This window comes from Lacinutrix sp. YIN62 (assembly GCF_057219185.1).
Map to the genome: position 1 here is coordinate 83275 of NZ_JBXVVH010000002.1, position 25281 is coordinate 108555.

At 33.3% G+C, this 25281-nt stretch carries 19 protein-coding genes; 10 read left to right on the plus strand and 9 right to left on the minus strand.

Features of this window, described 5'->3' with window-relative positions; translation table 11 throughout:
- Positions 1 to 171: 171 nt before the first annotated feature.
- Both AC2D8I_RS01790 and AC2D8I_RS01795 read right to left on the minus strand, forming a co-directional pair.
- On the minus strand, positions 172 to 3402 hold the full coding sequence (locus tag AC2D8I_RS01790) for a cytochrome c biogenesis protein (protein ID WP_484704275.1): 3231 nt from the start codon (positions 3400 to 3402) through the stop codon (positions 172 to 174).
- A 92-nt stretch (positions 3403 to 3494) separates the two neighbouring features.
- On the minus strand, positions 3495 to 3905 hold the full coding sequence (locus tag AC2D8I_RS01795) for a group III truncated hemoglobin (protein ID WP_484704276.1): 411 nt from the start codon (positions 3903 to 3905) through the stop codon (positions 3495 to 3497).
- Positions 3906 to 4450: 545 nt separating this feature from the next.
- Here AC2D8I_RS01795 and AC2D8I_RS01800 point away from each other — a divergent pair.
- The 7 genes from AC2D8I_RS01800 to AC2D8I_RS01830 all read left to right on the plus strand — a co-directional run bounded on the left by AC2D8I_RS01800 (position 4451) and on the right by AC2D8I_RS01830 (position 12886).
- A complete protein-coding gene (locus tag AC2D8I_RS01800) occupies positions 4451 to 5209 on the plus strand; it encodes a Rossmann-like and DUF2520 domain-containing protein (protein ID WP_484704277.1) in 759 nt (252 codons plus the stop codon).
- Positions 5199 to 5729: a KdsC family phosphatase gene (locus AC2D8I_RS01805; protein ID WP_484704278.1), complete on the plus strand. Its 531-nt coding sequence runs from the start codon at positions 5199 to 5201 to the stop codon at positions 5727 to 5729. Before AC2D8I_RS01800 ends, AC2D8I_RS01805 begins: the two co-directional genes overlap by 11 nt.
- A gap of 118 nt (positions 5730 to 5847) precedes the next feature.
- Positions 5848 to 6759 (plus strand): geranylgeranylglycerol-phosphate geranylgeranyltransferase, encoded by a 912-nt coding sequence (locus AC2D8I_RS01810; RefSeq protein ID WP_484704279.1) that lies wholly within the window; start codon positions 5848 to 5850, stop codon positions 6757 to 6759.
- A gap of 2 nt (positions 6760 to 6761) precedes the next feature.
- The gene (locus AC2D8I_RS01815) at positions 6762 to 7355 is read left to right on the plus strand and encodes a Maf-like protein (protein WP_484704280.1); all 594 of its coding nucleotides are present in this window, start codon (positions 6762 to 6764) and stop codon (positions 7353 to 7355) included.
- Between the two features lie 37 nt (positions 7356 to 7392).
- The gene (locus AC2D8I_RS01820) at positions 7393 to 8319 is read left to right on the plus strand and encodes a septum formation inhibitor Maf (protein ID WP_484704281.1); all 927 of its coding nucleotides are present in this window, start codon (positions 7393 to 7395) and stop codon (positions 8317 to 8319) included.
- A 185-nt stretch (positions 8320 to 8504) separates the two neighbouring features.
- Positions 8505 to 11033: a PIG-L family deacetylase gene (locus AC2D8I_RS01825; RefSeq protein WP_484704282.1), complete on the plus strand. Its 2529-nt coding sequence runs from the start codon at positions 8505 to 8507 to the stop codon at positions 11031 to 11033.
- A 149-nt stretch (positions 11034 to 11182) separates the two neighbouring features.
- The gene (locus AC2D8I_RS01830; RefSeq protein WP_484704283.1) at positions 11183 to 12886 is read left to right on the plus strand and encodes a sodium:solute symporter family protein; all 1704 of its coding nucleotides are present in this window, start codon (positions 11183 to 11185) and stop codon (positions 12884 to 12886) included.
- Positions 12887 to 12908: 22 nt separating this feature from the next.
- Here AC2D8I_RS01830 and AC2D8I_RS01835 read toward each other — a convergent pair whose 3' ends face one another.
- From AC2D8I_RS01835 to AC2D8I_RS01860, 6 genes are all read right to left on the minus strand, one after another.
- Entirely contained in the window at positions 12909 to 13361 is a 453-nt protein-coding gene (locus tag AC2D8I_RS01835) for an RES family NAD+ phosphorylase (RefSeq protein WP_484704284.1), read from the minus strand.
- Positions 13362 to 13814 (minus strand): type II RES/Xre toxin-antitoxin system antitoxin, encoded by a 453-nt coding sequence (parS, locus tag AC2D8I_RS01840; protein ID WP_484704285.1) that lies wholly within the window; start codon positions 13812 to 13814, stop codon positions 13362 to 13364.
- Between the two features lie 73 nt (positions 13815 to 13887).
- Positions 13888 to 16248, minus strand: a complete 2361-nt coding sequence (locus AC2D8I_RS01845; RefSeq protein ID WP_484704286.1) for a hypothetical protein — start codon at positions 16246 to 16248, stop codon at positions 13888 to 13890.
- Between the two features lie 420 nt (positions 16249 to 16668).
- Positions 16669 to 17631 carry an NAD(P)H-dependent flavin oxidoreductase gene (locus AC2D8I_RS01850; protein ID WP_484704406.1) on the minus strand — a complete coding sequence of 321 codons (963 nt, stop codon included), beginning with the start codon at positions 17629 to 17631 and terminating at the stop codon, positions 16669 to 16671.
- A 190-nt stretch (positions 17632 to 17821) separates the two neighbouring features.
- Positions 17822 to 19726 carry a molecular chaperone DnaK gene (gene dnaK / locus AC2D8I_RS01855; RefSeq protein WP_484704287.1) on the minus strand — a complete coding sequence of 635 codons (1905 nt, stop codon included), beginning with the start codon at positions 19724 to 19726 and terminating at the stop codon, positions 17822 to 17824.
- Between the two features lie 173 nt (positions 19727 to 19899).
- Positions 19900 to 21237 (minus strand): hypothetical protein, encoded by a 1338-nt coding sequence (locus AC2D8I_RS01860; protein WP_484704288.1) that lies wholly within the window; start codon positions 21235 to 21237, stop codon positions 19900 to 19902.
- 218 nt (positions 21238 to 21455) lie between these two features.
- On the opposite strand from AC2D8I_RS01860, the gene AC2D8I_RS01865 reads away from it, so the two are divergent.
- Complete coding sequence (locus tag AC2D8I_RS01865) at positions 21456 to 22886, plus strand: L-serine ammonia-lyase (protein WP_484704289.1); 1431 nt, start codon at positions 21456 to 21458, stop codon at positions 22884 to 22886.
- Between the two features lie 5 nt (positions 22887 to 22891).
- Here the strand turns inward: AC2D8I_RS01865 and AC2D8I_RS01870 are convergent, their stop codons facing one another.
- Complete coding sequence (locus AC2D8I_RS01870) at positions 22892 to 23359, minus strand: nuclear transport factor 2 family protein (RefSeq protein ID WP_484704290.1); 468 nt, start codon at positions 23357 to 23359, stop codon at positions 22892 to 22894.
- A 116-nt stretch (positions 23360 to 23475) separates the two neighbouring features.
- Between AC2D8I_RS01870 and panB the strand changes: the two genes are divergently transcribed.
- Both panB and AC2D8I_RS01880 read left to right on the plus strand, forming a co-directional pair.
- Positions 23476 to 24294 (plus strand): 3-methyl-2-oxobutanoate hydroxymethyltransferase, encoded by an 819-nt coding sequence (gene panB / locus AC2D8I_RS01875; RefSeq protein WP_484704291.1) that lies wholly within the window; start codon positions 23476 to 23478, stop codon positions 24292 to 24294.
- Between the two features lie 154 nt (positions 24295 to 24448).
- Complete coding sequence (locus tag AC2D8I_RS01880) at positions 24449 to 25147, plus strand: RluA family pseudouridine synthase (protein WP_484704292.1); 699 nt, start codon at positions 24449 to 24451, stop codon at positions 25145 to 25147.
- Positions 25148 to 25281: the final 134 nt, after the last annotated feature.

Below are 25281 nucleotides of genomic sequence, written 5' to 3' on the forward strand. Positions count from 1 at the left end.
GAAGACAGGATCAAGAGTTGTAAACACCTAATCTTTAAAGTGTCGAAAAGGATTCGACATAATCGAGAACATAAATTAAACAATCATAAGCAACAAATATAACTCCTTACTCTTAAAATTACAATTTTTATTTACACAGATTTATAACTAAAATGAGTAATTTCATCTGTTCTATTTCTTGTAATATTTTGCATATTTAATATATGATAAAACACCTAAAAGCGCAACAAATGTAAGTGAAATCCCTATAATTTTAAAACTTAATATTTGATCCCCGCTAGCATAAGAATGTAAACCTGACAAGTAAAAATTAACTCCAAAATAGGTCATTAAGATACTAGCATATGCTATAATTGAACCTAAGTTAAACCCCCATCGTCCTCGTAAACCTGGGACTAAACGCATATGTATTACAAAGGCATAGATCATGATACTTATTAAGGCCCAAGTTTCTTTAGGGTCCCAGCCCCAGTAGCGTCCCCAACTTTCATTAGCCCATTGTCCGCCTAGAAAGTTCCCTATAGTTAGCATAACCAAACCTACAGTTAAAGCCATTTCATTTATAATAGTAAGTTCCTTAATATTCAATAACATTTTCGATTTATTCTTCTCATTAGTCAAAATCATAAGTAATAAAGTAACAACCCCTATTATAGCTCCCAATGTGAATGGACCATAACTAGCCACTATTACTGCCACGTGAATCATTAACCAATAGCTATCTAGTACAGGTTGTAGATTGGCAATAGCCGGATCCATCCAATTCCAATGTGCAATCATTAAAATCATTGACGTTACAAAAGCAGTTGCCGCAATCGTTAAATCACTCTTACGTCCAAAAATTAACCCAAATAACATTGTTGCCCAAGCAACATAAATCATAGATTCGTAGGCATCACTCCACGGGGCGTGGCCAGAAACATACCAACGCGTTATTAAACCTAAAGTGTGTAAAATAAATAATCCTAAAATGATAATCTTAAATAACGTTATCGTTTTGCTTATAGCTTTACTTTTATCTTTAAATATTTGCACAATTAGCACTATAAAAAGTAAAGTTCCTACATACATATACCAACTAAATAGTTTTTTAAAAATATCGTATTTATTGTATGTTATCTCGGCATTTATCTTATCATCACTTAACATAACAGCACTACCAATGTTGTTTTGCACTTTTTTAAAAGATTCTAAAAGCTTATCAGCTTCTTTAAAGTCATTCTCTTTCTTAGCTTTATCTAGTGTTTGTAAATACCAATTGAATCCTAAGTTTATAAAACTAGCATAAGAAGAATCCTTAATTTTTTCATTAAAACCTTCATTACGGTATTCAAATGGAGAGATCCATTTATTATTATCGTCGTTAGGAATAGGAAATATTTTAAGCGAACGCCCTTCTATTGCATTAGAAAGCAGAGTCACTCGCTGGTTTGTTTCTAAGAATTCTTTTTCAAAACCACTTTTTACTTGCGCCTTAGAAGCGTCTTCTAAATAGGGATCTAACTTATAACGGAAATCTGCAGTAAAGAAATCTAAAAGCGTAGCGAATTCTTGAGTTTTAGGAACGCCTATTATTTTACGTATCGAATCGCCTTTTTTAGGTTTTAAGTAAATAATAGGCACATTATACCAAAGCATTGGGCTTTCTTGAATAGATAAGAATACTTGATTAGCATCAAGACCTTCATAGGTATCTTTTTTACTTAGTTTTCTTAATAATTCAGAGGCATATGTATTTACAGGCTTCATCCTACCTCCTATGTCTTGAATAACCATATGACCAAAAACTTCTGCATGAGCCTTAGGCGTTACGTTTTCCAACAATACCGAATCAATTTGCGTTTTTGTAGGTCGCTGCCTTTCTTCAACAGGTCCTCTTCCATGTCGCTCATGATCATGCCCATCACCTTCAGTATGCTTATGTTCTTGAGCAAAACCACTTAACGCAAAACATAACACTAAAATAGCAGAAAGTTTAGACTTCTTAGATTTTAGTTTATTCAACCGTCTTCCCAAGTCTGTAAAACGTGTATTCTTGTCGAAGAATATAGCCATTAAACCTATATACAACAGGAAATATCCCAAATAAGTAAACCAAGTTCCCCAGTAATCGTGATTTACAGATAAGATGGTTCCTTTTTCGTCTGGATCAAACCCAGATTGAAAAAAGCGATATCCTCTATGATCTAAGATATTGTTCATATATATTTTATAATCAAAATCTTCAGATGCTTCATCGAAGACTGTTACCTTACTTGAGAATGCAGAATAGACCTTTTCTGTTCCTGGCTGTCGTTCGGCATTAAAATCATTCAACTTCACACTAAAAGGCAGTTCTAAAACTTTAGAGCCGTATTTAAAATCAAACTCAAGACCTCCTACTTCAACACGAGCCCATGGATTACTACTTCCTTTTCCGCCTAGAAGATTTACTGTTTTTGTTTCGCCATTACTGGTTACATTTAAAGCAACACCATCTTCGTCTGTTTTAAACATTTTCGATTTTTTAACAATCTCAAACACCCCTTTTATAACTGGCTTTGGAAATACCATTTGCATATCGCCTATCAAATAACGCGATCGCAACATTAATGGCTGAACACTATCTTTAATTAACAATCCTTCCTTCATTGTTGCCATCTGTAAGTACTCTCCTTCAAATGGTGATTCTATAGTAAGGTTCCCTGCTTTATAAGTTATATTTATAGCTCCTTTTGTAGGTTTATTCAAACTTATTAAAGTGTTATGAATATTTTCTACAGCTCCTATTTTTAAAAAATGATTGTGCGGTCTCCCATTACCTGCCTCTACTATTTTAAGGTATTCTTGTCCAGAATCATCTGGCACAATATCCTCTTCTGCACCAGTAACAAATTTTTCTAATTTAATGCTGAATGGCTGCTCGTCATATTTACCTTTAATCTCAAAATCATTATCCAATCGTGGTGAAAAATCTACCTCTTCTTCTATTCGTAAACGCTGTGCGACTCCATTAATCTTATAATCTCCGTTAACAAACCCCATAACATAGGTTTTTTGAGATAAAAAAGAGTTTTCCGTAACCCCTTCTCTAATAGGCATCATGCCTTCAAAACTGTGATACCTTGTAATAAAAGCTCCAAAAAGAATGAATATAAATGCAAAGTGCAATAAAAAAGTAGCCCATTTTTCTTTTTTATATAAGCGGTATCTAAAGATGTTGCCTATAAAATTTATAACAAAAAACACCATTATTGCTTCAAACCACCAAGCATTATAAATAAGCGTTCTTGTATACGGTGTTGGAGAGGCCCCCATGTCACTATCTAAAAAGGTTCCGATTGCCATTGCAGCTGCAAAAGCAAGGAATAAAATAGCAGTAAGTCTTGTAGAAAATAGGATTTTGGCGAGTTTATTTTGCATAATAATAGCCTTTTTTAGCTCGTGCAAATATAATCCTTTTAGTTTGTTTCCTAAGAAGGAAAGGCGTGTAATATTGTGTTAAATTTATTTTTTTAAACTTGTTTTCTTGCCTCGAATATTTTTAAATATATAAAAGATCCCATTTTACGAGCTCGTCGTTTTGCATTTTCGGCACATTCCCCTTCAAAATTAGCATCAATAGTTTGCAACCATAAGTTTAGCCAAATTCCAAAATGATGCTCCGTAATTTCATTATTATTAGCATTATCAACTTTCACATGCGCCTCTAAAGGGTTGCCTTTGTACTTTTTTTTCAATGTTTTGGTAAAAAACAAGCTGGTTTCCCAAAAAGTTGTTAATAACTCTAAATGCTTATCCCAATCCTTTATACTTTCATTAAAAATAGGGCCTAATGTTTCTTCTTCTCTTACTTTTTTATAAAAAGCAGAAACGAGTTTAAAAACATCTTCTCTGCTTTTTATATCTTTTTTTTGTAACTCCATTTAGCATCAAATATTTATAACAAATAACACAATATTACTAAACATAGACAATATTAATAGATTAAACACAAATTTAATATTTAATTGGGCTAATACAGACGCATTATACAACATACATAACACAACACAAATTGTTAACTCAAAAAAAGGAAAGTAATCTGAAGTACTAGTCATCAAAATATACATAGCCGCTATAGAACCTATGCAACTTTGTAATATAATGCTTAATGGAATATAGAGTATATAGTTTTTCTTAAAATCTGACAATGCATAATTATAATAATTCATAATTTATTAAGTATTTAAATTAATACTACAAATTTAAACGTCTATCATTTATTATTTTATGATCCAAATCACAAAGCAATACCAATACATTACCTAGTAAATACGATTAAACTAATGCGTTCTAAAAACAACATATAACATTCATTAGATAACGGCTATTATTGTAAAACACAGCACTAACAAATACATTATCAGACGTGTAAACATTTTTGTTTTTTTAATTATTAAAAAAAACAATATATGTGTATTTTAGCCCTATGATAAAAACCGTCATTTTAGGTGCTGGAAATGTAGCTACACATTTATTTAAGGCTTTTAACGCTTCAGAAACCGTTTCTGTTATACAATGGTACAACAGAAGCTTAAACACTATTTCTCGTTACAAAAACAGTGTTGATATTACAGATGATTTAACCTCACTTAAGGACGCAGACCTCTATATACTTGCGATAAGTGATGATGCAATTACACCTCTTTCTGAGCAACTTCCTTTTAAAAATCGGCTGGTAGTACACACCTCTGGAAGCTCCAGTTTGTACGCCGTAGACAAGAGACAAAAACGGGGTGTTTTCTATCCATTACAAACGTTTTCGAAAGCTACAGATATAAATTTTAAAAACGTTCCAATATGCATTGAGGCTTTAAAAAAAGAAGACCTCCCTATTTTAAAACAGTTAGCAGAAGCTATAGGTAGTAAATCTCACAAAGTGAATAGTGATCAACGTCAGGCCTTACATTTGGCTGCTGTATTTGTTAACAACTTCACGAATCAACTCTATAGAGTTGCCCATGAAATTACAGAATCTCAAGGTGCTGAGTTTGACATTTTAAAACCCTTAATAAAAGAAACGGCAAATAAAATTGAAACCTTATCCCCCTATTTAGCACAAACAGGACCAGCATTGCGTCGTGATAAAAAAACGCTAAAAAGACACTTAAAGCAACTAGAAAACAAACATCATAAAGACATTTACAGTCTCCTAACAGAATCTATAAAAAAAACACATGGACGATAAAAATTACAAAGAATACCTAGCAGATATCACAACATTCATTTTTGATGTTGACGGTGTATTAACAGACGGTTCTTTAGCCATTACAAACGACGGGGACATGCTAAGAACAATGAATGTTAAAGACGGTTATGCTATAAAACAAGCCCTAAACAAAGGATTTCATTTTTGTATTATTTCTGGGGGAACTAATGAAGGAGTAAAACACAGATTAAGTAACCTCGGGGTTACAGATATTTATTTAGGGGCACACCATAAAACAGGAGCGTTTACCGAATACATATCCAAAAAGAATATTAAGCCAGAGCATGTTTTATATATGGGTGATGATATTCCTGATATCCCCGTAATGACAAAAGTTGGTTTACCTACTTGCCCAGTAGATGCTGTTGCTGAAGTTAAGGCTAACTCCAAATACATTTCTCATAAAAAAGGCGGAAAAGGTTGCGCTAGAGATGTTATAGAACAAGTTATGAAAGCTCAAGACAAATGGGATTTTGTTTTTGATGCTAATGCACACTAAATTTAAATATCAAAAAAAAAGAAACTATAAAACAAATTAAAAGGTTAATAAATTATTTTAAACTCATTTTAATATAACTGGTTCCTTTTATTAAACCAAAATCTTATAATACAAATAAATGCAAAGTACCTTTAATCTTATTCGTTGGAAAAACCTACTAATGATAGCCTTTGTGCAATTATTAATAAAGTATGCTCTATTTCCTGCTTTTGGAGTAGACACCGCTTTAAGCACAGGTATTTTTGCATTACTTGTTTTATCTACATTATGTATCGCCGCTGGAGGGTACATTATAAATGATATTTACGATATAGACACAGACAATATAAACAAACCTAATTTAGTTATTGTAGGCAAATCTATTACAGAAAATACAGCCAACACTTTATATATGGGGTTTACTTTTATTGGTGTTGTAATAGGATTCTACCTAGCATATACCATTGGACGACCTCAATTCTTTAGCTTTTTTGTTATCATTGCAGCACTACTCTATGTCTATGCAATGTCCTTAAAGCAAATAGCCGTAGTAGGTAATATTATTGTTTCCCTTCTAGTGGCCTCTAGTATTTTAATTGTAGGTATTTTTGAATTATTACCTGCCATTAATGAACAAAATCAAGAAATTCAATCTACAATGTTTGAAGTTTTAACCGATTTTGGAATCTTTGCCTTTCTTATTAATCTTATTAGAGAAATAGTAAAAGACATCCAAGATGTGGATGGGGATTATAAATCTGGAATGCAAACACTCCCTATCATTTTAGGTAAAGAAAGAACCTCGAAAATCGCTTTTTCAATAAGTATAATTACAACACTTATCATAATATATTATGTAGCTTCCTATCTGTATATGCATACAGAGGTCGTTATCTATTTTCTATTAGCTGTTATTGGTCCTTTAATATATGTAACACTCAAATTATTTGGAGCAAAAAACAACAATGAATTCTCACATATAAGCCTTATATTGAAGATTATTATGCTTACCGGCATGCTTGTTATGATATTATACAGACTAATTTTTTAATTATGCTAAAAGAATCGCTTAAAGATTACTCTATTATTCTGGCCTCTGGCTCCCCTAGACGGCAACAATTTTTTAAGGATTTAGGGCTTGATTTTGAAATACGATTAAAACCTATAAAAGAAGAATATCCTAAAACATTACGTCATTTTGAAATTACAGATTACCTGGCGCAGCTAAAATCTATCCCTTTTCTAAATGAATTACAAGACAAAGACATTTTAATTACAAGTGACACTATTGTTTGGCATAATGAAACAGCATTAGGCAAGCCTAGAAGTAATGAAGAAGCCTTTAATATGCTTTCCGCAATGAGTGGAAAAACACATGAGGTAATTACCTCTGTTTGCATTCGCACAAAAAGCTATCAAAAAACAGTAAGTAACGTCACTAAGGTTTCCTTTAAATCCTTTACTGAGGCTGAAATCTGGTATTACATAAATACTTTCGCCCCTTTCGACAAGGCTGGTGCTTACGGTATTCAAGAATGGATAGGCCTTATTGGGGTAACTAAATTAGAAGGCTCTTACTTCAATGTAATGGGCTTACCAACACATCTTGTTTACGAAACGTTAAATAATATTGCAGGAACACATTAGATTTGTAACTTTATATTTCAAATCTTAAATATAGACAATGAAACGCCTATTACACATCACCAAACGCTTCTCTTGGGGCCTTATGGGATTACTAGCCTTCACAAGTGCTTGCGACAGTAAAAAAGCGTCTTCAAATTTCGAATATGCTACTGTAGAAACCGCGAGTAAAACAACAATACAAAAGCCAGCCCACCCAATAACCGACAACTTTAAATCGTATTGGTATGCTGGAGAGGCCGAAATTTCATCTTACCAATTAGAACAGGTGCGTTATGGAGAGATTAGACAAGGAAATGCCGTATTAATATATGTTACAGAACCCTTTCTTAAAGACAGACAGGTAAAGGCAGATCATAACAACACAAGCAACATTCCTGTTTTAAAACTAAATAGTACCAAAAGATTCAATACAGGCATTTACCCTTATTCAATAATGCAAAGTGTTTTCTACCCGGTATCTAATAACCAACAGGCTTTAAAACTTAGCTGCTCTATACAAGAATGGTGTGGCCATGTTTATACACAGCTTAATAATAGAACACAATTTGAAGTGACCTCGCATTCCTATTTTGAAAAGGAAGGAGATCAAAATTTTAATCTAGAAAAAACATATTTAGAGAACGATATTTGGACTCAATTGCGTATCGCTCCAAAAACGTTACCCGTTGGAACATTCGATGCCATTCCATCCTTAGAATTCGTACGATTAAAACATAAGCCACTAAAAGCTTATAGTGCTTCCGCTAAATTAACATCTGGAAACTACACCATCTCATTTCCAGAATTAAAGCGAACCTTAAGTATAAACTTTAATCCTGAATTCCCGCATAATATTGAAAGCTGGGAAGAAACAATAAACGCATTAACAACCAAAGCGACTCTATTAAACACTATAAAATCACCTTATTGGAATAAGAATAGTAATAAAGATGAAGTGTTGCGCAAAAGCCTTCAATTAGACTAAAATAGAATACGCACAATCTATAGACACCTCCTTATTATTCCTAGAATATAAATTCTTTTAGTCCTTTAACTTAAAATATTTAAGGATCTTGTTCGCTTTTTAAGAATACGTTAAAGAAACACTAAAACTAGAAGTCGTGGCTGTTTTATTTTTATATTTGAGACCGATCTAACTTTTTAAATATAATGCAAAAATATCTTGCTTTTTTAATAGTAGCACTAGTTAATCTAACAACATTAAGTGCTCAAAAACCACAAAAACCTAATGCTTCAGAAATCTATGAATCGCTCCAAAAGCTCAATTTCCTAGGCTCTGTTTTATATGTAGCAGCTCACCCCGACGATGAAAACACTCGTCTTATTTCATATATGGCAAACCATATTAAGGCTCGTACTGCCTACCTATCGCTTACACGTGGTGATGGGGGACAAAATCTTATTGGCCCAGAAATAAGAGAACTTTTGGGTGTTATACGTACACAAGAATTATTGGCCGCTAGACGAACAGATGGTGGTGAACAACGTTTTACAAGAGCAAATGATTTTGGCTACTCCAAGCATCCAGACGAAACACTAACTATTTGGAATAAGAAAGACGTATTAAGTGATGTTGTTTTAGCCATTCGTCAATTTAAACCTGATGTTATTATTAACCGTTTTGACCATAGAAGTCCAGGAACTACACATGGCCACCATACCAGTTCTGCAATGTTAAGTGTTGAAGCTTTCGATCTGGCTAATAACAAATCTGCTTATCCTAGTCAATTACAAGAAACGAGCTTATGGCAACCCAAACGCTTATTTTTTAATACTTCGTGGTGGTTTTATGGAAGTCAAAAAAAATTTAATGAGGCAGATAAAAGTAACCTCTTAAGTTTTGATGTTGGGACTTACTTCCCTTCTAGCGGATTAAGTAATACTGAGATTGCTGCGTTAAGTCGTAGTCAACATAAATCACAAGGTTTTGGTAGCACAGGAACAAGAGGCGAACAAATCGAATATATAGAAATTATAAAAGGCCAATTACCAAAAGATAAATCAGATCTTTTTGACGGCATCGATACTTCGTGGCATCGTGTAAAAGGTGGTAAAGCAATTGAAAGAATTTTAACCAAAGTACAGTCTGATTTTAATTTTACAAACCCTGCTGCTTCTGTGCCCGAGCTATTAGAGGCCTATCAATTAATAAGTACACTTGAAGATCTACATTGGAGAAAAATTAAATCGAAAGAGATTAAACAAATTATTAAATCTTGTTTAGGCTTGTATTTTGAAGCTGTTGCTAACACCAATCAAATCACACCAAACGGAACTTACACCGCAAATATTGAAGCGATTAACAGAAGTGCTATTCCTGTAAAACTTCTTGAGGTAAATTTTATCAATGCATTCACCAATCATTTAGTTAAAGATGGCACTTTAAATCAGAACAAAAAATTCACAACCTCTAAAAACATAAAAATAGCTCCTAATCCAGATTATACGGCACCGTACTGGCTAGATGAAAAAGGAACTTTGGGGATGTATAAAGTAGAAGATTTAAATTTAATTGGAGACCCAGAAACCAGAAAACCTAGAGTGAAATTTCAGTTTAAAATTAATAATGTTACACTAAATTTCTATGAAGATGTTGTGTATAAAACCAATGATCCTGTAAAAGGCGAAATCTACAAACCTTTTGAGATTATCCCAGAAGCTGCGGTTAAAATTTCTGAAAAAGTAATCATTTTTGAAAATGACCAACAAAAAGAAATTCCTGTAATCATTAAAGCGGGTCGAGATAATTTAGAAGGTTACGTAGAAATAAACCACCCTAAAGCATGGAACATTTACCCAAAACAACAAAAGGTTTCCATTACAAATAAAGGCCAAGAGCAAACGCTTATTTTTACTGTAATCCCTCCAAAAAACCAAAGCGAAGGCCTAATAAGTCCAATGATTACTGTTGGCAGTAAAACATATACTAAAGAATTAATTGAAATCGATTATGATCATATTCCACTTCAAACCGTTTTATTGCCAAGTGAAAGTAAAGTTGTGCGCTTAGACATTCAAAAAAGAGGCGACAATATTGGTTATATAGAAGGTGCAGGAGATGTTGTTCCCGAAAGCTTGAAACAAATAGGCTACAACGTTATAACGATTAAACCAGAAGATATAACTCCAGAAGTATTAAGCCGATTTGATGCCATCGTTGTTGGTATTCGTGCGTACAATACTGTTGAAGCCTTAAATTTTAAACAACAAATACTATTTAATTATGTTGCTGAAGGCGGAAATATGATAGTACAATACAATACCAAACATAGAGTAAAAGTTGATGCTTTAGCGCCTTATGAACTTAAATTATCGAGAGACAGAGTAACCGATGAGCTAGCTAAAGTCACCTTCTTAGCCCCAAATCACGAGTTATTAAATACACCAAATAAAATAACCTCAAAAGATTTTGAAGGCTGGACACAAGAACGCGGCTTATACTTTCCTAACGAATGGGGAACCGAATTTACACCACTCCTATCGATGCATGATAAAGGAGAGTCCCCAAAATCAGGAAGTTTACTCGTGGCCAAATATGGAAAAGGACATTATATTTATACCGGTTTAAGCTTTTTTAGAGAATTTCCTGCTGGAGTCCCTGGAGCCTACAGGCTATTTGCTAATATGTTATCCATAGGAAAAGAAAACATTTCATTACCCAAGGATATAAAAAAATAAATCCCGTTTAAAATAAATACACGATACAATAGAAAAACGCCCCTATGAAGCAACCCAAATACAAATGGAACAAATTATACACTTTGGTTTTAGTAGCCAATGCAGTATACTTTATTATTTTTCACCTAATAATGCAAGCTTTTTAAATTATGCAAACATTAGATTGGATTGTCCTTATAGGAACGCTTTTTACAATAGTAGGTTATGGTACTTGGCAAACACGTGGAAGTAAAAATGTAACCGACTACTTAAGAGGTGGTAACACTTCAAAATGGTGGACTATTGGTTTGTCTGTTATGGCAACTCAGGCTAGCGCCATTACTTTTTTATCTACTCCTGGCCAAGCTTTTCATTCGGGAATGGGCTTTGTCCAATTTTATTTTGGGCTCCCTATAGCTATGGTGGTAATTTGTATGGTTTTTATCCCTTTATACCACCGTTTAAAAGTATATACTGCCTATGAATATTTAGAAAGTCGTTTTGATTTAAAAACGAGAACTTTGGCCGCCATTTTATTTTTAATTCAACGCGGATTAGCAGCAGGAATTACCATTTTTGCTCCTGCCATAATTTTATCTGCTGTCTTAGGATGGAACTTACTATTACTTAATATAATTATTGGGATTTTAGTGATTATATATACAGTTTCTGGAGGAACAAGGGCTGTAAATGTGACACAAAAACATCAAATGATTGTTATTTTCACAGGAATGGTTATCGCATTTGTTCTCATTATGAATAAACTTCCTGAAGACATTACCTTCACCAAAGCATTAAGTATTGCTGGGGCTAGCGGTAAAATGGAAATATTAGATTTTTCTTTTGATTTAAACAATCGCTATACGTTTTGGAGTGGTATTATTGGTGGTACTTTTTTAATGCTTTCTTATTTTGGAACCGATCAAAGTCAAGTACAACGTTACCTCTCTGGGAAATCTCTTAAAGAAATGCAATTAGGGCTTATTTTTAATGGCCTATTAAAGGTGCCTATGCAATTTTTCATCTTATTAGTTGGCGTTATGGTATTTGTATTCTATCAATTTAACCAAGCACCAGTAAATTTTAATCCAACTGCTGAAAAATTGGTTTTAAATTCTAGTTATGCAGAAGATTATAAGACATTGAAAAAAGAGCAAACTCAACTTTTTAATGATAAGAAAAAAACCATAGACCACTATATTACAACAGGAGATTCAAAATTAGCAAACACTGTTGCGTTAGCAAATAAGAATAGTGATGCCTTAAGGACAGAAGCTAAAGCATTAATAGAAAAAGCGTCTAAGGAGCAAAATATAAAAGTAGAATCTAATGATAAAGACTATGTTTTTATACATTTTATTCTTAACAACTTACCACGTGGTTTAATAGGCTTATTACTTGCCGTTATTTTAAGTGCTGCTATGTCTAGTACTTCTAGCGAACTAAATGCTTTAGCCAGTACAACTACAATAGATTTATACAAACGTAATACTGGTGAAAAAACAGAATTAGAAATGGTAAAAGTATCTAGATGGTTTACATTAGCTTGGGGTATTATTGCTATAGGCGTGGCCTGCGTGGCCAATTTGGCAGAAAACTTAATTCAGTTAGTAAATATAATAGGCTCTATTTTTTATGGAAATGTTTTAGGTATTTTTTTATTAGCCTTTTTCTTCAAATTTGTAAAATCGAATGCGGTTTTTGTTGCAGCTTTAATTACTCAAGCTGTAGTTATCGCTTTATTTTTTCTAAACCAATACGACTATATTAACTTACCTTTTTTATGGTTAAACTTTGTAGGTTGCATTATTGTAATATTTATAGCTTCCTTAATACAAGGTATAAACTCTAATAATAAAATAATAGTAAAATAAGCTAAACTTGAAAAAGTCCTTTTTATAGAACTCTGTTATCGAAAGTAAAAGGGACTTTTTCTTGTATTTTTACTTTTTTAAAGTCCTTATGAAGTGGATTTATAATATAGTTAGATTCCTGAGGAACGATTATACTTGGTACTTTTAAAACTAAAGTTTCTTGTTTTTTAATCCAATCTGATGATAATTGTTTTAATTCCCTTGGAGAAGGCACATTTCTCCAATTATCAGGGAGATCTTTTTGATAAATTTCAGTTATCGAATGTTTTGGAATATCAATTGTCGTCATAGCCATATCCTTTGGTGCAAAAGCGACAGGGAAATGCGCTAAACACTCTAACATACTTAATGCGATAGAACCGCTTGTATAAAGTACAGAAACACCTTTAAAATTCCACCTACCTCCAACTGCTTTGGCTCCAATACCGGTTAAATCATCTATGTAAGCGGCTTTAGTTATTCTATATACTAACATCTATGAAAAAATACCGTATTCAATCTTTGTTAATTCCTCATTTAATAATTGAAAACCGAATGTTGTATCCAATAACTCTTTAGGCTGCTTCATTCCTAAAGCAGAACTAGGGTATTGCATCCACTTTTTAAATTGCTCCAGGTCTCCAAAAACCTCTTCTCCCCTACAATACAACCGTGCTAATTGTATCGTGCGCTCACTTATATCGGGGCTTAATATTTTTGATAAAGGATACCGCTGTAAAGTGCGTTCGGAAATATGAAGCACTGCAACTAATTCTTTTAAATCAAAATCTATTTTTTTAGCCAAAAACAGAAGATTCTTTTTATTAATACCATTTCTAGATAATTCTATAAAATCATATACATTATGTAATGGAATGTCTAAGTTTAAATAACGTAATATCCCTTTCGATTTATCCTCAGGTAATGTATGTTTAACAGCTGTAGTCATAACTTTAATTTTTAAACTAAGACAAATATACAAAATAAAGCGACAGCTGTCTAAACTTTAACGTATTCGTTAACTATTCTATACTGTCTTTAACCATAGGGATTGTTGTATAACACAATAAATTATCTAATTGATACTTAACATCTTTCAATTCTAAACTCTTTTCAATAGCTTGTATTGCCGTACTCGACAAATACCGCCCTAACGGTAAAATAGGTTTAATACTATCGTTTTGTTCAGTTTTAAAGCTCCTCAATTTTTTTTGTATAATCGTACTCGTTTTAGTACTTGGAACGATATAGGTGCGCTGTAATGCCAAAGGGATATCATTTAACTTGGCAATTTGCTCCATAGTATGTCCAGACCTTACATTCATCATCGTTTTTAAAGGCGCCCCTAGTTGTGAAATCGGGGCCACAAAATGTTCGTCGCCTTCTTCCCTATCTAAATCACTATATATTAAGACACTTTTTAAATTTATTTTGTCTTTAATAGATTTAAACTCTGGAGTTTCATTTAAAACTTCTCTAAAGGTATAAATGACCCCATTAGTTACTGTTCCTCCTATATTATCATAATAGCCTGCATCACCAAATAACCCCATACCTTTCACTTCTCCTGCTGGTGTTAAATAAGGAAATGCAGCATTAATACGCATCGCTTCAACTAATTTTACAGAATGGTTTTCTCCTTTTACTTTTCTTAGGTTTTTCATGAAATCGTAATACCCAGCAAACAACTTAGAATCACCAAAATCAACAGGACTAATAACACTATATTTTCCTGTTTGAGCATGTGATGAGTTCATAAATAACAATGGCGGTACAAATCCTAAAGTATCGCTCTTAGAATAATAAGATAAGATTTCTTTTTCCAATTCACCCTCTTCCAATTGAAAGGCTTCCCGGTGTGCTATTTGCCATTCATTTTGTAAAAGCTCTCCTCTATTATCAAAAGGAAATAATGTTAATATGCTTTTAAAAAAATCTCTTCCTAACAACCCAACAATAGAAGAAGAGAGGTAGTTTTGTGAATAGATATTACTGGCTTTATAACTAAAAGTATGATCACTTTTGTAACTTACATTTATAGCATTCGCTGCTGCGTGTTGTGCTGTAGCAAAAAACAAAGCATTACCAACACCTCCACCTGAAGCTCCAGTGAGTGAAAATAAATGATTTTTATAATAGGCATTATTTGATTTTTCAGACAAATAACTATGTATTAAAAAAGCCCACAACCCTGCTCTTGATCCTCCGCCTTCTGAAGAAACGAAAACAACAGGATAACTTCCTTCTTGAGCTAACGCTATCTCCTTTTTACGATTTACAATCCAATTATAAATATATTTTTTTAGTGCAATTCTATCATTCTCTCCATAGACCTCATCATCTAATGAATAATGATCGAAATTAGCATTTTTAGCATTGTATTCGGCCATAATAATTCCTAAAAAAGTTACAAACGTGAACAAGGGAAACCTCATTTTTTTTCCACCAAATACAAATATGAAAGAAATAGTATATAACGCAATTAAACAAATTAACAAAACTGATAAGGGGTTTAAAGCTCTTGCTATATTGGGATTAAAATTAAAAACAATATAAACCAATAAAACCAGTAAACTAGATACAATAACACCTCCATAAAAAAAAGGCTTCATATTATCGGTAAATAAGTCCTTTGTATTAAAAGAAATAATAAAGAAAATAAATGCTAACGATAAATTAGACACGAACAATAAGGCCAAATCATCTTCTGCTTGATTATTTGTCGCTCCTAACCCCAAAATTAAGATAAACAACAAGAATAAAATTCCTCCTAACACATGACCTCTATTAGGTATTTTAGCAGTCCATTTCCTTACAAAACGATAAATATTATATTCTAATAATAAAACTAGAACTACAACTATAACAGCAAAAGAATTAAATGGATTCAAAGATTTCTCTAAACTATTTTTAATACCAAAGAGTTCCATGGCATTTAAAATCGCAAAGGCCGACATAAAAAGCACTAAACATCCTAAAATACGAGGAAGCACTTTTCGTATATGGTGTTTACAATTATATGCATAGCGATTACTTTCTACAATTTTTGAATAGTGCTTCGTTGGAACAAACCCTATTACATTCTTAAATTTTACTTTAGAATAATTATCTCTATAATAGTACTTTGGAGCATTCCATATAAAAAACGAAATAATAAGTAATAACGAAAAATACAAAGGTACTTCTAAAGTAAATATTTGCCAAAAACTCTCTGCGCTGTTTTGATTTAATACTAATAATAAATCTAAAGTCTGTGGAAAATGCCACAACATAAAATAGAGCAATGTGACCAATATCACACTAATGATATTATTAGCTAACTCAGAAATTAAAACCTTAAACCAAATCCCAAATCCTCTAATAAAAGCCATTATTTCATTCATTTATTCTTGTATTATATTTAAATTTTTGGGTATTAAAATTCTTTTATTAAAGTTAAATTTCTAAACTTTTAATAAAATATTAAAGACTTACGACATCTTATTATAACAAAAAAAGCAATCCCGTAAATAGATTCCCTAATAAACACTTACTGGCAAATAATTAAATTTAGAATAACTCTTTTTAAGTTTACGCTGTAAAATCCGACTTTATTTATTGGTTCCTATTTCACTTCACTTATATCAAATTTCATCTTAATACATCACACTTAACCATTGCTAATCCCAATATATACAAAAAAAATGGAGCAGATTATTTGCTTACACTAAAATCCTTATTAATTTAAATAAAGGATTAGTGAGCAATAAAAGGTCATTCTACAAACAAAAAGTAATTTATTTTTATAATGAAGGTAAAAAAGTTTAATGCACCAATTTGGCAACAATCTCTTTAACCGATAATATTGCTTTAGTATGCTCAATGCTTGGGCCTGCGACCCAAACCGTTTTGTAGGTTGCTTTTTTAGCAGCTTTCTCTGTAGCTTTCATCCCCATTGAAAAACGAATCATTTTCACCCATTTCTTCAATTTTCGGTTTTTATTTAACACACGCTCAATCCAAGTTTGTTTTGTCCCTATTTTTTGAACATAGGGCGTGTTAATAACGGTACAAGGTGTACCAGAAATACGCTCTGTCATCACTATATCTTTTGCGCCATAATCTACGCAAGCTTGCTTATATTCATTTGTTACACCTGCTTCAATTGATGCTATAAATGGACTCCCTACCGAAACCCCTGCTGCTCCGTAACTTAACATTCTATCAATATCGGCTTTACGTCCAACGCCTCCTGCAGTAATAACAGGGATATCTAAATGCCTTTTTAACAGGGTTGTTAATTCTTCTGGAGATAAATTGCCACGATGACCTCCTGCTTCATTATTTACCGCAATGGCTGCATCTGCCCCTAACAGCTCTACTTTTTGAGCAAATCGTAAATCTGTAACATCACAAAACACTTTAATTCCTACTTTATGTGCTTTATTAATAGTCTCTTCAGGGCTACCTAAAGAAGTAATTATAAAATCGCAGCCTTCTTCACATAACACATCTAATTGTCCTTTATATTTTAAATTAGATTTATTCACTATTAGATTAAACCCAAATGCACCTCCTGCTATTTTATTTTTTTTTAATTCTTGTATGGCAGTTCGCAATTCGTCTAACGTTCTATAATTCAAAGCAGGAATACAGCCTGCAATACCTCCTTTCATAGCCTCTGTCACCATCGCAACATTAGAGACTAGAAACATTGGTGCTTGTATTATGGGATATTTTATCTCTAAAAGGTTAGTGAGTTTAGTCGTCATATTTATTTTAGTAATGTATAAATTAAACAAAGATTTACCGCTTAAGAAGCTCTCCAACAAATATAGTTAATAATTTACTATGCATGCATAACAGAAATACTATAATAATCAAGTCTTATTTATTTATTCTGTTTGAAATAAATTTAAACAAAAAAACGCAATCAAATTAATGATTGCGTTTTTCATTATGAAAACATCAAATTATTTACTTCACTTCTTCGAAATCTACATCTTCAACATTGTCACCTTCAGCTTGTGCTGGCTCACCTGCGTTAGCATCTGGTCCTGGAGCACCGCCTTGCGCTTCTTGTTGTGCTTTGTACATTTCTTCACTAGCCACTTTCCAAGCTTCGTTTATCTTCTCTAAAGCAGGATCGATTAAAGCTAAATCTTTTGCTTCAAATGCTTTTTTAAGCTCTTCTAAAGCTGCTTCTATTGGTTGTTTTTTATCGTCTGATAATTTATCTCCAAATTCTTTCAATTGTTTTTCCGTTTGGAAAATCATTGAATCTGCTTCATTTAACTTCTTAGCATTTTCTGCGGCTTTTGCATCTGCTTCTGCATTTGCTTCTGCATCTGCTTTCATTTTCTGAATTTCATCTTCAGTTAAACCAGAAGATGCTTCAATACGAATATCTTGTGTTTTATTAGTCGCTTTATCGGTAGCCGATACTTTAATTATTCCGTTTGCATCAATATCAAAAGTGACTTCAATTTGAGGCGTTCCTCTTTGTGCTGGTGGAATACCATCTAAATGGAAACGACCAATCGTTTTGTTATCTCCAGCCATAGTACGTTCACCTTGTAACACGTGAATTTCTACCGATGGTTGATTATCAGCTGCTGTAGAGAATACTTGAGATTTTTTCGTTGGAATAGTTGTATTTGCTTCAATAAGTTTCGTCATCACGTTACCCATTGTTTCGATTCCTAATGATAAAGGCGTAACATCTAATAACAATACATCTTTAACATCTCCTGTTAAAACACCTCCTTGAATCCCTGCTCCTAAAGAAACAACCTCATCTGGATTAACCCCTTTACTTGGTGTTTTTCCAAAAAATTGCTCAACGGCTTTTTGTACTACTGGAATACGTGTAGATCCTCCAACTAATATTACTTCGTCAATATCACTTTTAGATAAACCTGCTGCTTTTAAAGCAGACATACATGGCTCTATTGTTCTTTTTACTAAATCGTCTATTAATTGTTCAAATTTAGCTCTAGTTAGTGTACGCACTAAGTGTTTTGGTCCACTTGCTGTAGCTGTAATATACGGCAAGTTAATTTCTGTTTGTTCTGAAGCTGATAATTCAATTTTAGCTTTTTCGGCAGCTTCTTTTAAACGTTGTAAAGACATTGGATCTTTACGTAAATCCATACTTTCTTCAGCGTTAAACTCGTCTGCTAACCAGTTAATGATTTTCTCATCAACATCATCTCCTCCTAAATGCGTATCTCCATCTGTTGCCAATACTTCAAATACACCATCTCCTAATTCTAAGATAGATACATCATGCGTACCACCACCAAAATCGAATACTACTATTTTTTGGTCTGTTCCTTTTTTGTCCATTCCATAAGCTAAAGCTGCTGCTGTAGGCTCATTGATAATACGACGTACTTTTAAACCTGCAATTTCTCCAGCCTCTTTAGTAGCCTGACGTTGTGCATCGTTAAAATATGCTGGCACTGTAATTACAGCTTCAGCTACTGAAGTTCCTAAATAATCTTCAGCGGTTTTCTTCATTTTTTGAAGGATCATTGCAGACAATTCTTGTGGTGTATATAAACGACCATCGATATCTACACGAGGAGTATCATTATCTCCTTTTACTACTTTATAAGGTACACGTTCTGCTTCTTTTTTAGACTCAGAGTACTTATTCCCCATAAAACGTTTAATAGAGTACACAGTTTTAGTTGGATTAGTTACCGCTTGTCTCTTCGCTGGGTCTCCAACTTTAATTTCTCCGCCTTCTACAAAAGCGATAACCGAAGGTGTTGTACGTTTACCTTCTGCGTTCGGGATCACAACTGGCTCGTTACCTTCCATTACAGAAACACAAGAATTTGTTGTACCTAAATCGATTCCAATAATCTTACTCATAATTGTATATAATTTATTTTTTATTTTGTGTTGAATATTATTTTTAAACTCTCTTTGTTAAAGTCAATGATTATGCCAATGAAAAACAACTGACACGATGTCATAAACTAAAAAAAAGGGTTTCTGTTTAACAGCCCCCTTTTCTTTATATATTGCTATGGTTTACTTAAATCTTAATTTACTGTCATAAACACATCAAAATAGAATTGTCCTTGCCAACAATTTGCAGAAATATCGCCTAATTTGTCTGTTCTGGTAATATTCATTGTTATAGAATTTACAGATTTGTTTGCGTAATTTAAACTAAAAGTATCTGGAAAAGCACTGTTGTTATTAGCAGAAAAAATCATTCCTTCTGGTTCGAAAGGTAACTGCGGATTAAAATTGTATCTAACCTGCAAGCGCTCTGGACTAAAAGGAGCCTTTAAAACATTTTGGCCGCCTATATTCGCTATCTGCCCTGCGGTGTTTTGAAGATCGATTACCTCCCAAAACACCGTAGTATCTACTCCTTTTATATCGACATTAAAGCCTCCTGTAGAACCAACAGAAACACTATTACATGCTGGTATTTCCATTCCACTTATTGTTGCTATACTAGGAATATCTGCAATCGCATTAGTGGTTAATGTTTCCCATTTCCCGTTACCATTTGCATCACTTACTAAAACCTTTCCTGCTGCTTGATTACCATCTACAATTCGTATAACAGCATCGCCTTCTGCCCTTATCACAATATCATCTACTCTAGCTGCATCATCTCCCACAGCTTGTGTTATATCTTTAAAATAGCGCCAGCGTAACATATAGGTTCCTGCTGCTGGAAAATCATATGTAAAATTTGTCCATGGTACAGTACCAGACCATTGTCCTTCTACACTACCATTTACAGAAAACTCAAAAAAATCGAAAGTTGATTCCGAATCTACCGAATAGAAAAAGCTAAGCATTGTTTCTCCTGTAGGCACCGTTACAACATATTCCATAACTGATTCCTGATTATTTCCTATATTCCCTGATTCTGCAGCAGCCCCTCCTGAATTAACCGCGGTCCCTTGTATAAACCATCCTGCATCTCCACTCATACTAAACGGGTTTAAAGTTGCTTCAAAATCTTGGTTTAGTATCGTTGCGGAGGTACTTGTATTTTCAATGTGTATTTTGGCAGATGGACTAATGGTTCCAATCCCGATATTTCCAGAATTGGCATTATACATATCGTCCCCATTTAAGGTCCAATCATTATCTACGCCTCCGCTTAATGGTTTCCATATACTCCCATTATAATAATAGAACCCCGCAATATTGTCGGTTTGATAAATCAACAATCCCGTTGCAGGTGTTCCTATAGCTTCTTTTTGAGCTTGTGTTAGTCTGGGAATCAAAATTCCTGCCGAAGTAGATGTTACATCTAGCGCCGCACTGGTGTCTGGTGTTGTGGTTCCCACTCCTACTTGAGCTAACAGTAGTGCTGGAAAAACCATAAATACAAATAATAGGTTAGTTTTCATTATATACGATAAGTTTTATTATCATAAATCTATCGTTTTTTAACATAAAAACACATTAAAATCATTAAAAATTAACATTTTAAACACTTATTTTTATTTCAATAAATATATTGCAAAGTAAAATGATTTTACGTACTATTAGATGTTAATTCGTCTAAAAAGCATTTAAACTATTAGTAATATAAACTATATTTGGCGCACTAAAATGTTTTGTATTTATGGAATGTATCTCAGTTTTCGATATGTTAAAAATAGGTGTTGGACCATCTAGCTCACACACATTAGGGCCTTGGCGAGCTGCCGAGCGTTGGTTACTTGAATTAAAAGCTAGTGCTGTTTTTAATACTATTTCTCGTATACAAATAGACCTATATGGTTCTCTATCTTTAACAGGAAAAGGCCATGCAACTGACCTTGCTGTACTATTAGGATTAACTGGTGCTGATCCAGAAACCGTTCCTGTAGATACGATTGACAGTACAATTACTTATATAAAGGAACATAATACGCTGCTTTTAAACGGAGAAAAAAACATTAGCTTTAATTTTAAAGAAGATATTATATTCAACCGTTCTTTTCTTCCATTTCATGCCAATGGACTCACATTTAACGCTTTTAATATTGAAAATAAAAAAATACACAGCGCAACCTTTTATTCAATTGGAGGTGGTTTTGTTGTTAAAGAAGACCGTACTACTAATGTAGAAAAAACAACGTTAAAGCAAGCTTTTCCTTTTCCTATTGACAAAGCTTCTGAGTTATTAGCCTATTGTAAGGCCGAAGACAAATCAATATCAGAAATTGTTTTTGAGAATGAAAAATCACTACGCCCTGAAACAGATATCGATTCCGAATTACAACGTGTTTGGGATACAATGCTTGAATGCATGTACATAGGTTGCCATACAGAAGGAAACTTACCTGGAGGGTTAAACGTACGTCGTAGAGCATATGATATGATGCACAATTCTTTATCCATAGAAGTGCCTTACAACACTCCACAAGAGTGGATGCAAGCCATTAGACAAAGTGAGGTTAAATTTCGACAAATCCTTAAGTGGGTAAGTTGTTTTGCACTTAGTGTAAACGAAGTAAATGCCTCACTAGGAAGAGTGGTTACTGCTCCTACTAATGGGAGTGCTGGCGTTATACCTTCTGTTTTAATGTATTATTTAGTTATTGAAAACCATAATGCAAACTTTAATCAAATCAAACAGTTCTTATTAGTCGCTGGAGAAATAGGAAGTATCTTTAAAAAAGGAGCTACTATTAGTGCTGCTATGGGGGGCTGCCAAGCAGAAATTGGAGTTTCATCGGCAATGGCCGCTGGAGCATTATGCGAACTATTAGGAGGCTCTCCAGAACAGGTTTTGATTGCTGCTGAAATTGCGATGGAGCATCATTTAGGCTTAACCTGCGATCCTATTGGAGGTTTGGTTCAAATTCCTTGCATAGAACGCAATTCTATGGGAGCTATAAAAGCGATTAACGCTGCTGAGTTAGCACTAGAAACAGATCCTAAAAATGTAAAAGTTCCTTTAGATAAAGTGGTTGATACCATGTGGGAAACAGCTAAAGACATGAATACAAAATACAAAGAAACCAGTGAAGGTGGTTTAGCTATTCGCGTAAATTTAGCCGATTGCTAAACTCTTTATTTAGGATTGCATCCTGCCCTTCTTCTAGTATCCATTAAATAAATAATTTTCCAAGAGCCATTGTCTTTAAACAATTGAAATGAATTTACACCACAATGGCTAAATTTACCATTAAACCAAAATTCGTAAGGCGTCCAAACATGCGCCATATTACCATCTACTTGTATTTTAAAATCTAATAAACGCTCATCCCATTTTTGATCGCTAGGCCTTTCTGCAATCGCTTTAATTAGTTTTGACACGTTTTCTGTTATCAAAACATCTTTTCCTTGTTCATTTTTGAAAGCAGTTTGTGTTGTAAACGCTCCCATCATCACTGTTTTTATTAGGGTTGTATCTCCTTTATGAAAACCATCAAAAAACGTTTCTATTCTTTCTTTAACAGCTGCTTGCTCATCTATATTAACCTGAGCTTTAACTGTGCCTGTTATCAATAAAACTAATAAGACTGCAATACGTACCATAACTTTAATTTTTAGACTAATTTAAAATATAAATAGACAAGCATTAAGCCTTAAAGAAAAGTTTAACAGTATCTACTTAATTTACTATTTTTACAATCTATATTAAATTACAATAAATGTCAGTTGCAAAAAAGGAATATAAGAGAGTTACAGTAAAGTCATTAATTGATATGAAAGCCAACAAGGAAAAAATATCGATGTTAACGGCTTATGATTATACAATGGCCAAAATTGTTGATGGCGCAGGAATCGATGTTATTCTCGTTGGTGATTCGGCAAGTAATGTAATGGCTGGTCATGAAACAACCTTACCCATTACTTTAGATCAGATGATATATCACGCGTCATCAGTTATAAGAGCTATTGATCGCGCTTTAGTTGTTGTTGATCTTCCTTTTGGAAGTTACCAAAGCGATCCTAAAGAAGCATTGCGTTCTGCGATTAGAATTATGAAAGAATCTGGCGGTCATGCCGTAAAAATGGAAGGCGGTAAAGAAGTAAAAGAATCTATAAAACGCATTCTCAATGCAGGTATTCCTGTAATGGGGCATCTAGGGTTAACTCCACAATCTATATATAAATTTGGCACTTATACTGTTCGTGCGAAAGAAGAACAAGAAGCTATTAAACTTAAAGAAGATGCCTTAATGTTAGAAAAAGCAGGGTGTTTTGCTATCGTTCTAGAAAAAATTCCCGCAAAATTAGCACAAGAAGTAGCGGCCAGTGTTTCCATTCCTGTAATTGGTATTGGCGCAGGTGCAGGTGTTGATGGTCAAGTACTAGTAACTCATGATATGCTTGGAATGACTCATGAATTCAATCCGCGTTTTTTACGTCGATATATGAACCTGTACGAAGATATGACAAATGCCTTTAGTCAATATTCTACAGACATAAAAAACGGTGATTTCCCTAATGAATCTGAACAATATTGATTTTAACTTAAGCCAAAACCTTTAGTATAAACATTTAAAAAAGTTATTTCTATTCTTTATTTTAAGACTACAATTCACTTATAATTAAGGTTTTTACTTTGAATAATAATACCGCTTACATTAAAAGATTGTCTTTATATATTTAATAGAAGAAATGCCAAAAATATTATCTAATAAATCAAATTTACAGGTTATCTATGAAGACAATCATATTATAGTCGTTAACAAACGTGCAGGAGACATTGTTCAAGGTGATAAAACGGGAGATAAACCACTTAGTGATATTGTAAAGGAATATATTGCAGAAAAATACAACAAACCTGGAAATGTTTACTTAGGCACTGTACATAGATTAGACAGACCCACAACAGGCTTAGTTATTTTTGCAAAAACGAGTAAGGCTTTACCACGCTTAAATAAACTATTTGCATCTAAAGCCATTTCAAAGACCTATTGGGCAATTGTTAAAAATAAACCTTCTAAAAAGGCTAACACGTTAATTCATTGGCTAAAAAAGAATCCAAAAAACAATAAATCTACAGCTTATATCAAAGAAGTTTCTGATAGTAAAAAAGCTATTCTTCATTATAAAACACTAAAAACATTAGACAATTATTCGCTTTTAGAGATAAACCTAGAAACGGGGCGTCACCATCAAATACGCTCACAACTCTCCAGCATAGGAAGTCCTATAAAAGGTGATTTAAAATACGGTTTTAATAGAAGTAACAAAGACGCCAGTATTAACTTACACGCAAGGCATATTACTTTTATTCATCCTGTTTCAAAAATAGAATTACATATTACGGCTCCTCTTCCAAGTGACGCCATTTGGGATGCATGTTTAAGTTAATATCCTAGCACTTTATTTATTAGGAATATTGGGTTTTGGTGGCTAAAAAATTAAACAAAGGAAAACGTGCTATAACAATTTATTTATTTTCTTATTAATTTTAAATATATTCTTAAATTTATACCCCATCTTTC

Bases quoted from the DNA above. Each gene is read 5' to 3' on its own strand.
- AC2D8I_RS01790 (WP_484704275.1), bottom strand. From the start codon at position 3,402: ATGCAAAATAAACTCGCCAAAATCCTATTTTCTACAAGACTTACTGCT.
- AC2D8I_RS01795 (WP_484704276.1), bottom strand. From the start codon at position 3,905: ATGGAGTTACAAAAAAAAGATATAAAAAGCAGAGAAGATGTTTTTAAA.
- AC2D8I_RS01800 (WP_484704277.1), top strand. From the start codon at position 4,451: ATGATAAAAACCGTCATTTTAGGTGCTGGAAATGTAGCTACACATTTA.
- AC2D8I_RS01805 (WP_484704278.1), top strand. From the start codon at position 5,199: ATGGACGATAAAAATTACAAAGAATACCTAGCAGATATCACAACATTC.
- AC2D8I_RS01810 (WP_484704279.1), top strand. From the start codon at position 5,848: ATGCAAAGTACCTTTAATCTTATTCGTTGGAAAAACCTACTAATGATA.
- AC2D8I_RS01815 (WP_484704280.1), top strand. From the start codon at position 6,762: ATGCTAAAAGAATCGCTTAAAGATTACTCTATTATTCTGGCCTCTGGC.
- AC2D8I_RS01820 (WP_484704281.1), top strand. From the start codon at position 7,393: ATGAAACGCCTATTACACATCACCAAACGCTTCTCTTGGGGCCTTATG.
- AC2D8I_RS01825 (WP_484704282.1), top strand. From the start codon at position 8,505: ATGCAAAAATATCTTGCTTTTTTAATAGTAGCACTAGTTAATCTAACA.
- AC2D8I_RS01830 (WP_484704283.1), top strand. From the start codon at position 11,183: ATGCAAACATTAGATTGGATTGTCCTTATAGGAACGCTTTTTACAATA.
- AC2D8I_RS01835 (WP_484704284.1), bottom strand. From the start codon at position 13,361: ATGTTAGTATATAGAATAACTAAAGCCGCTTACATAGATGATTTAACC.
- parS (WP_484704285.1), bottom strand. From the start codon at position 13,814: ATGACTACAGCTGTTAAACATACATTACCTGAGGATAAATCGAAAGGG.
- AC2D8I_RS01845 (WP_484704286.1), bottom strand. From the start codon at position 16,248: ATGAATGAAATAATGGCTTTTATTAGAGGATTTGGGATTTGGTTTAAG.
- dnaK (WP_484704287.1), bottom strand. From the start codon at position 19,726: ATGAGTAAGATTATTGGAATCGATTTAGGTACAACAAATTCTTGTGTT.
- AC2D8I_RS01860 (WP_484704288.1), bottom strand. From the start codon at position 21,237: ATGAAAACTAACCTATTATTTGTATTTATGGTTTTTCCAGCACTACTG.
- AC2D8I_RS01865 (WP_484704289.1), top strand. From the start codon at position 21,456: ATGGAATGTATCTCAGTTTTCGATATGTTAAAAATAGGTGTTGGACCA.
- AC2D8I_RS01870 (WP_484704290.1), bottom strand. From the start codon at position 23,359: ATGGTACGTATTGCAGTCTTATTAGTTTTATTGATAACAGGCACAGTT.
- panB (WP_484704291.1), top strand. From the start codon at position 23,476: ATGTCAGTTGCAAAAAAGGAATATAAGAGAGTTACAGTAAAGTCATTA.
- AC2D8I_RS01880 (WP_484704292.1), top strand. From the start codon at position 24,449: ATGCCAAAAATATTATCTAATAAATCAAATTTACAGGTTATCTATGAA.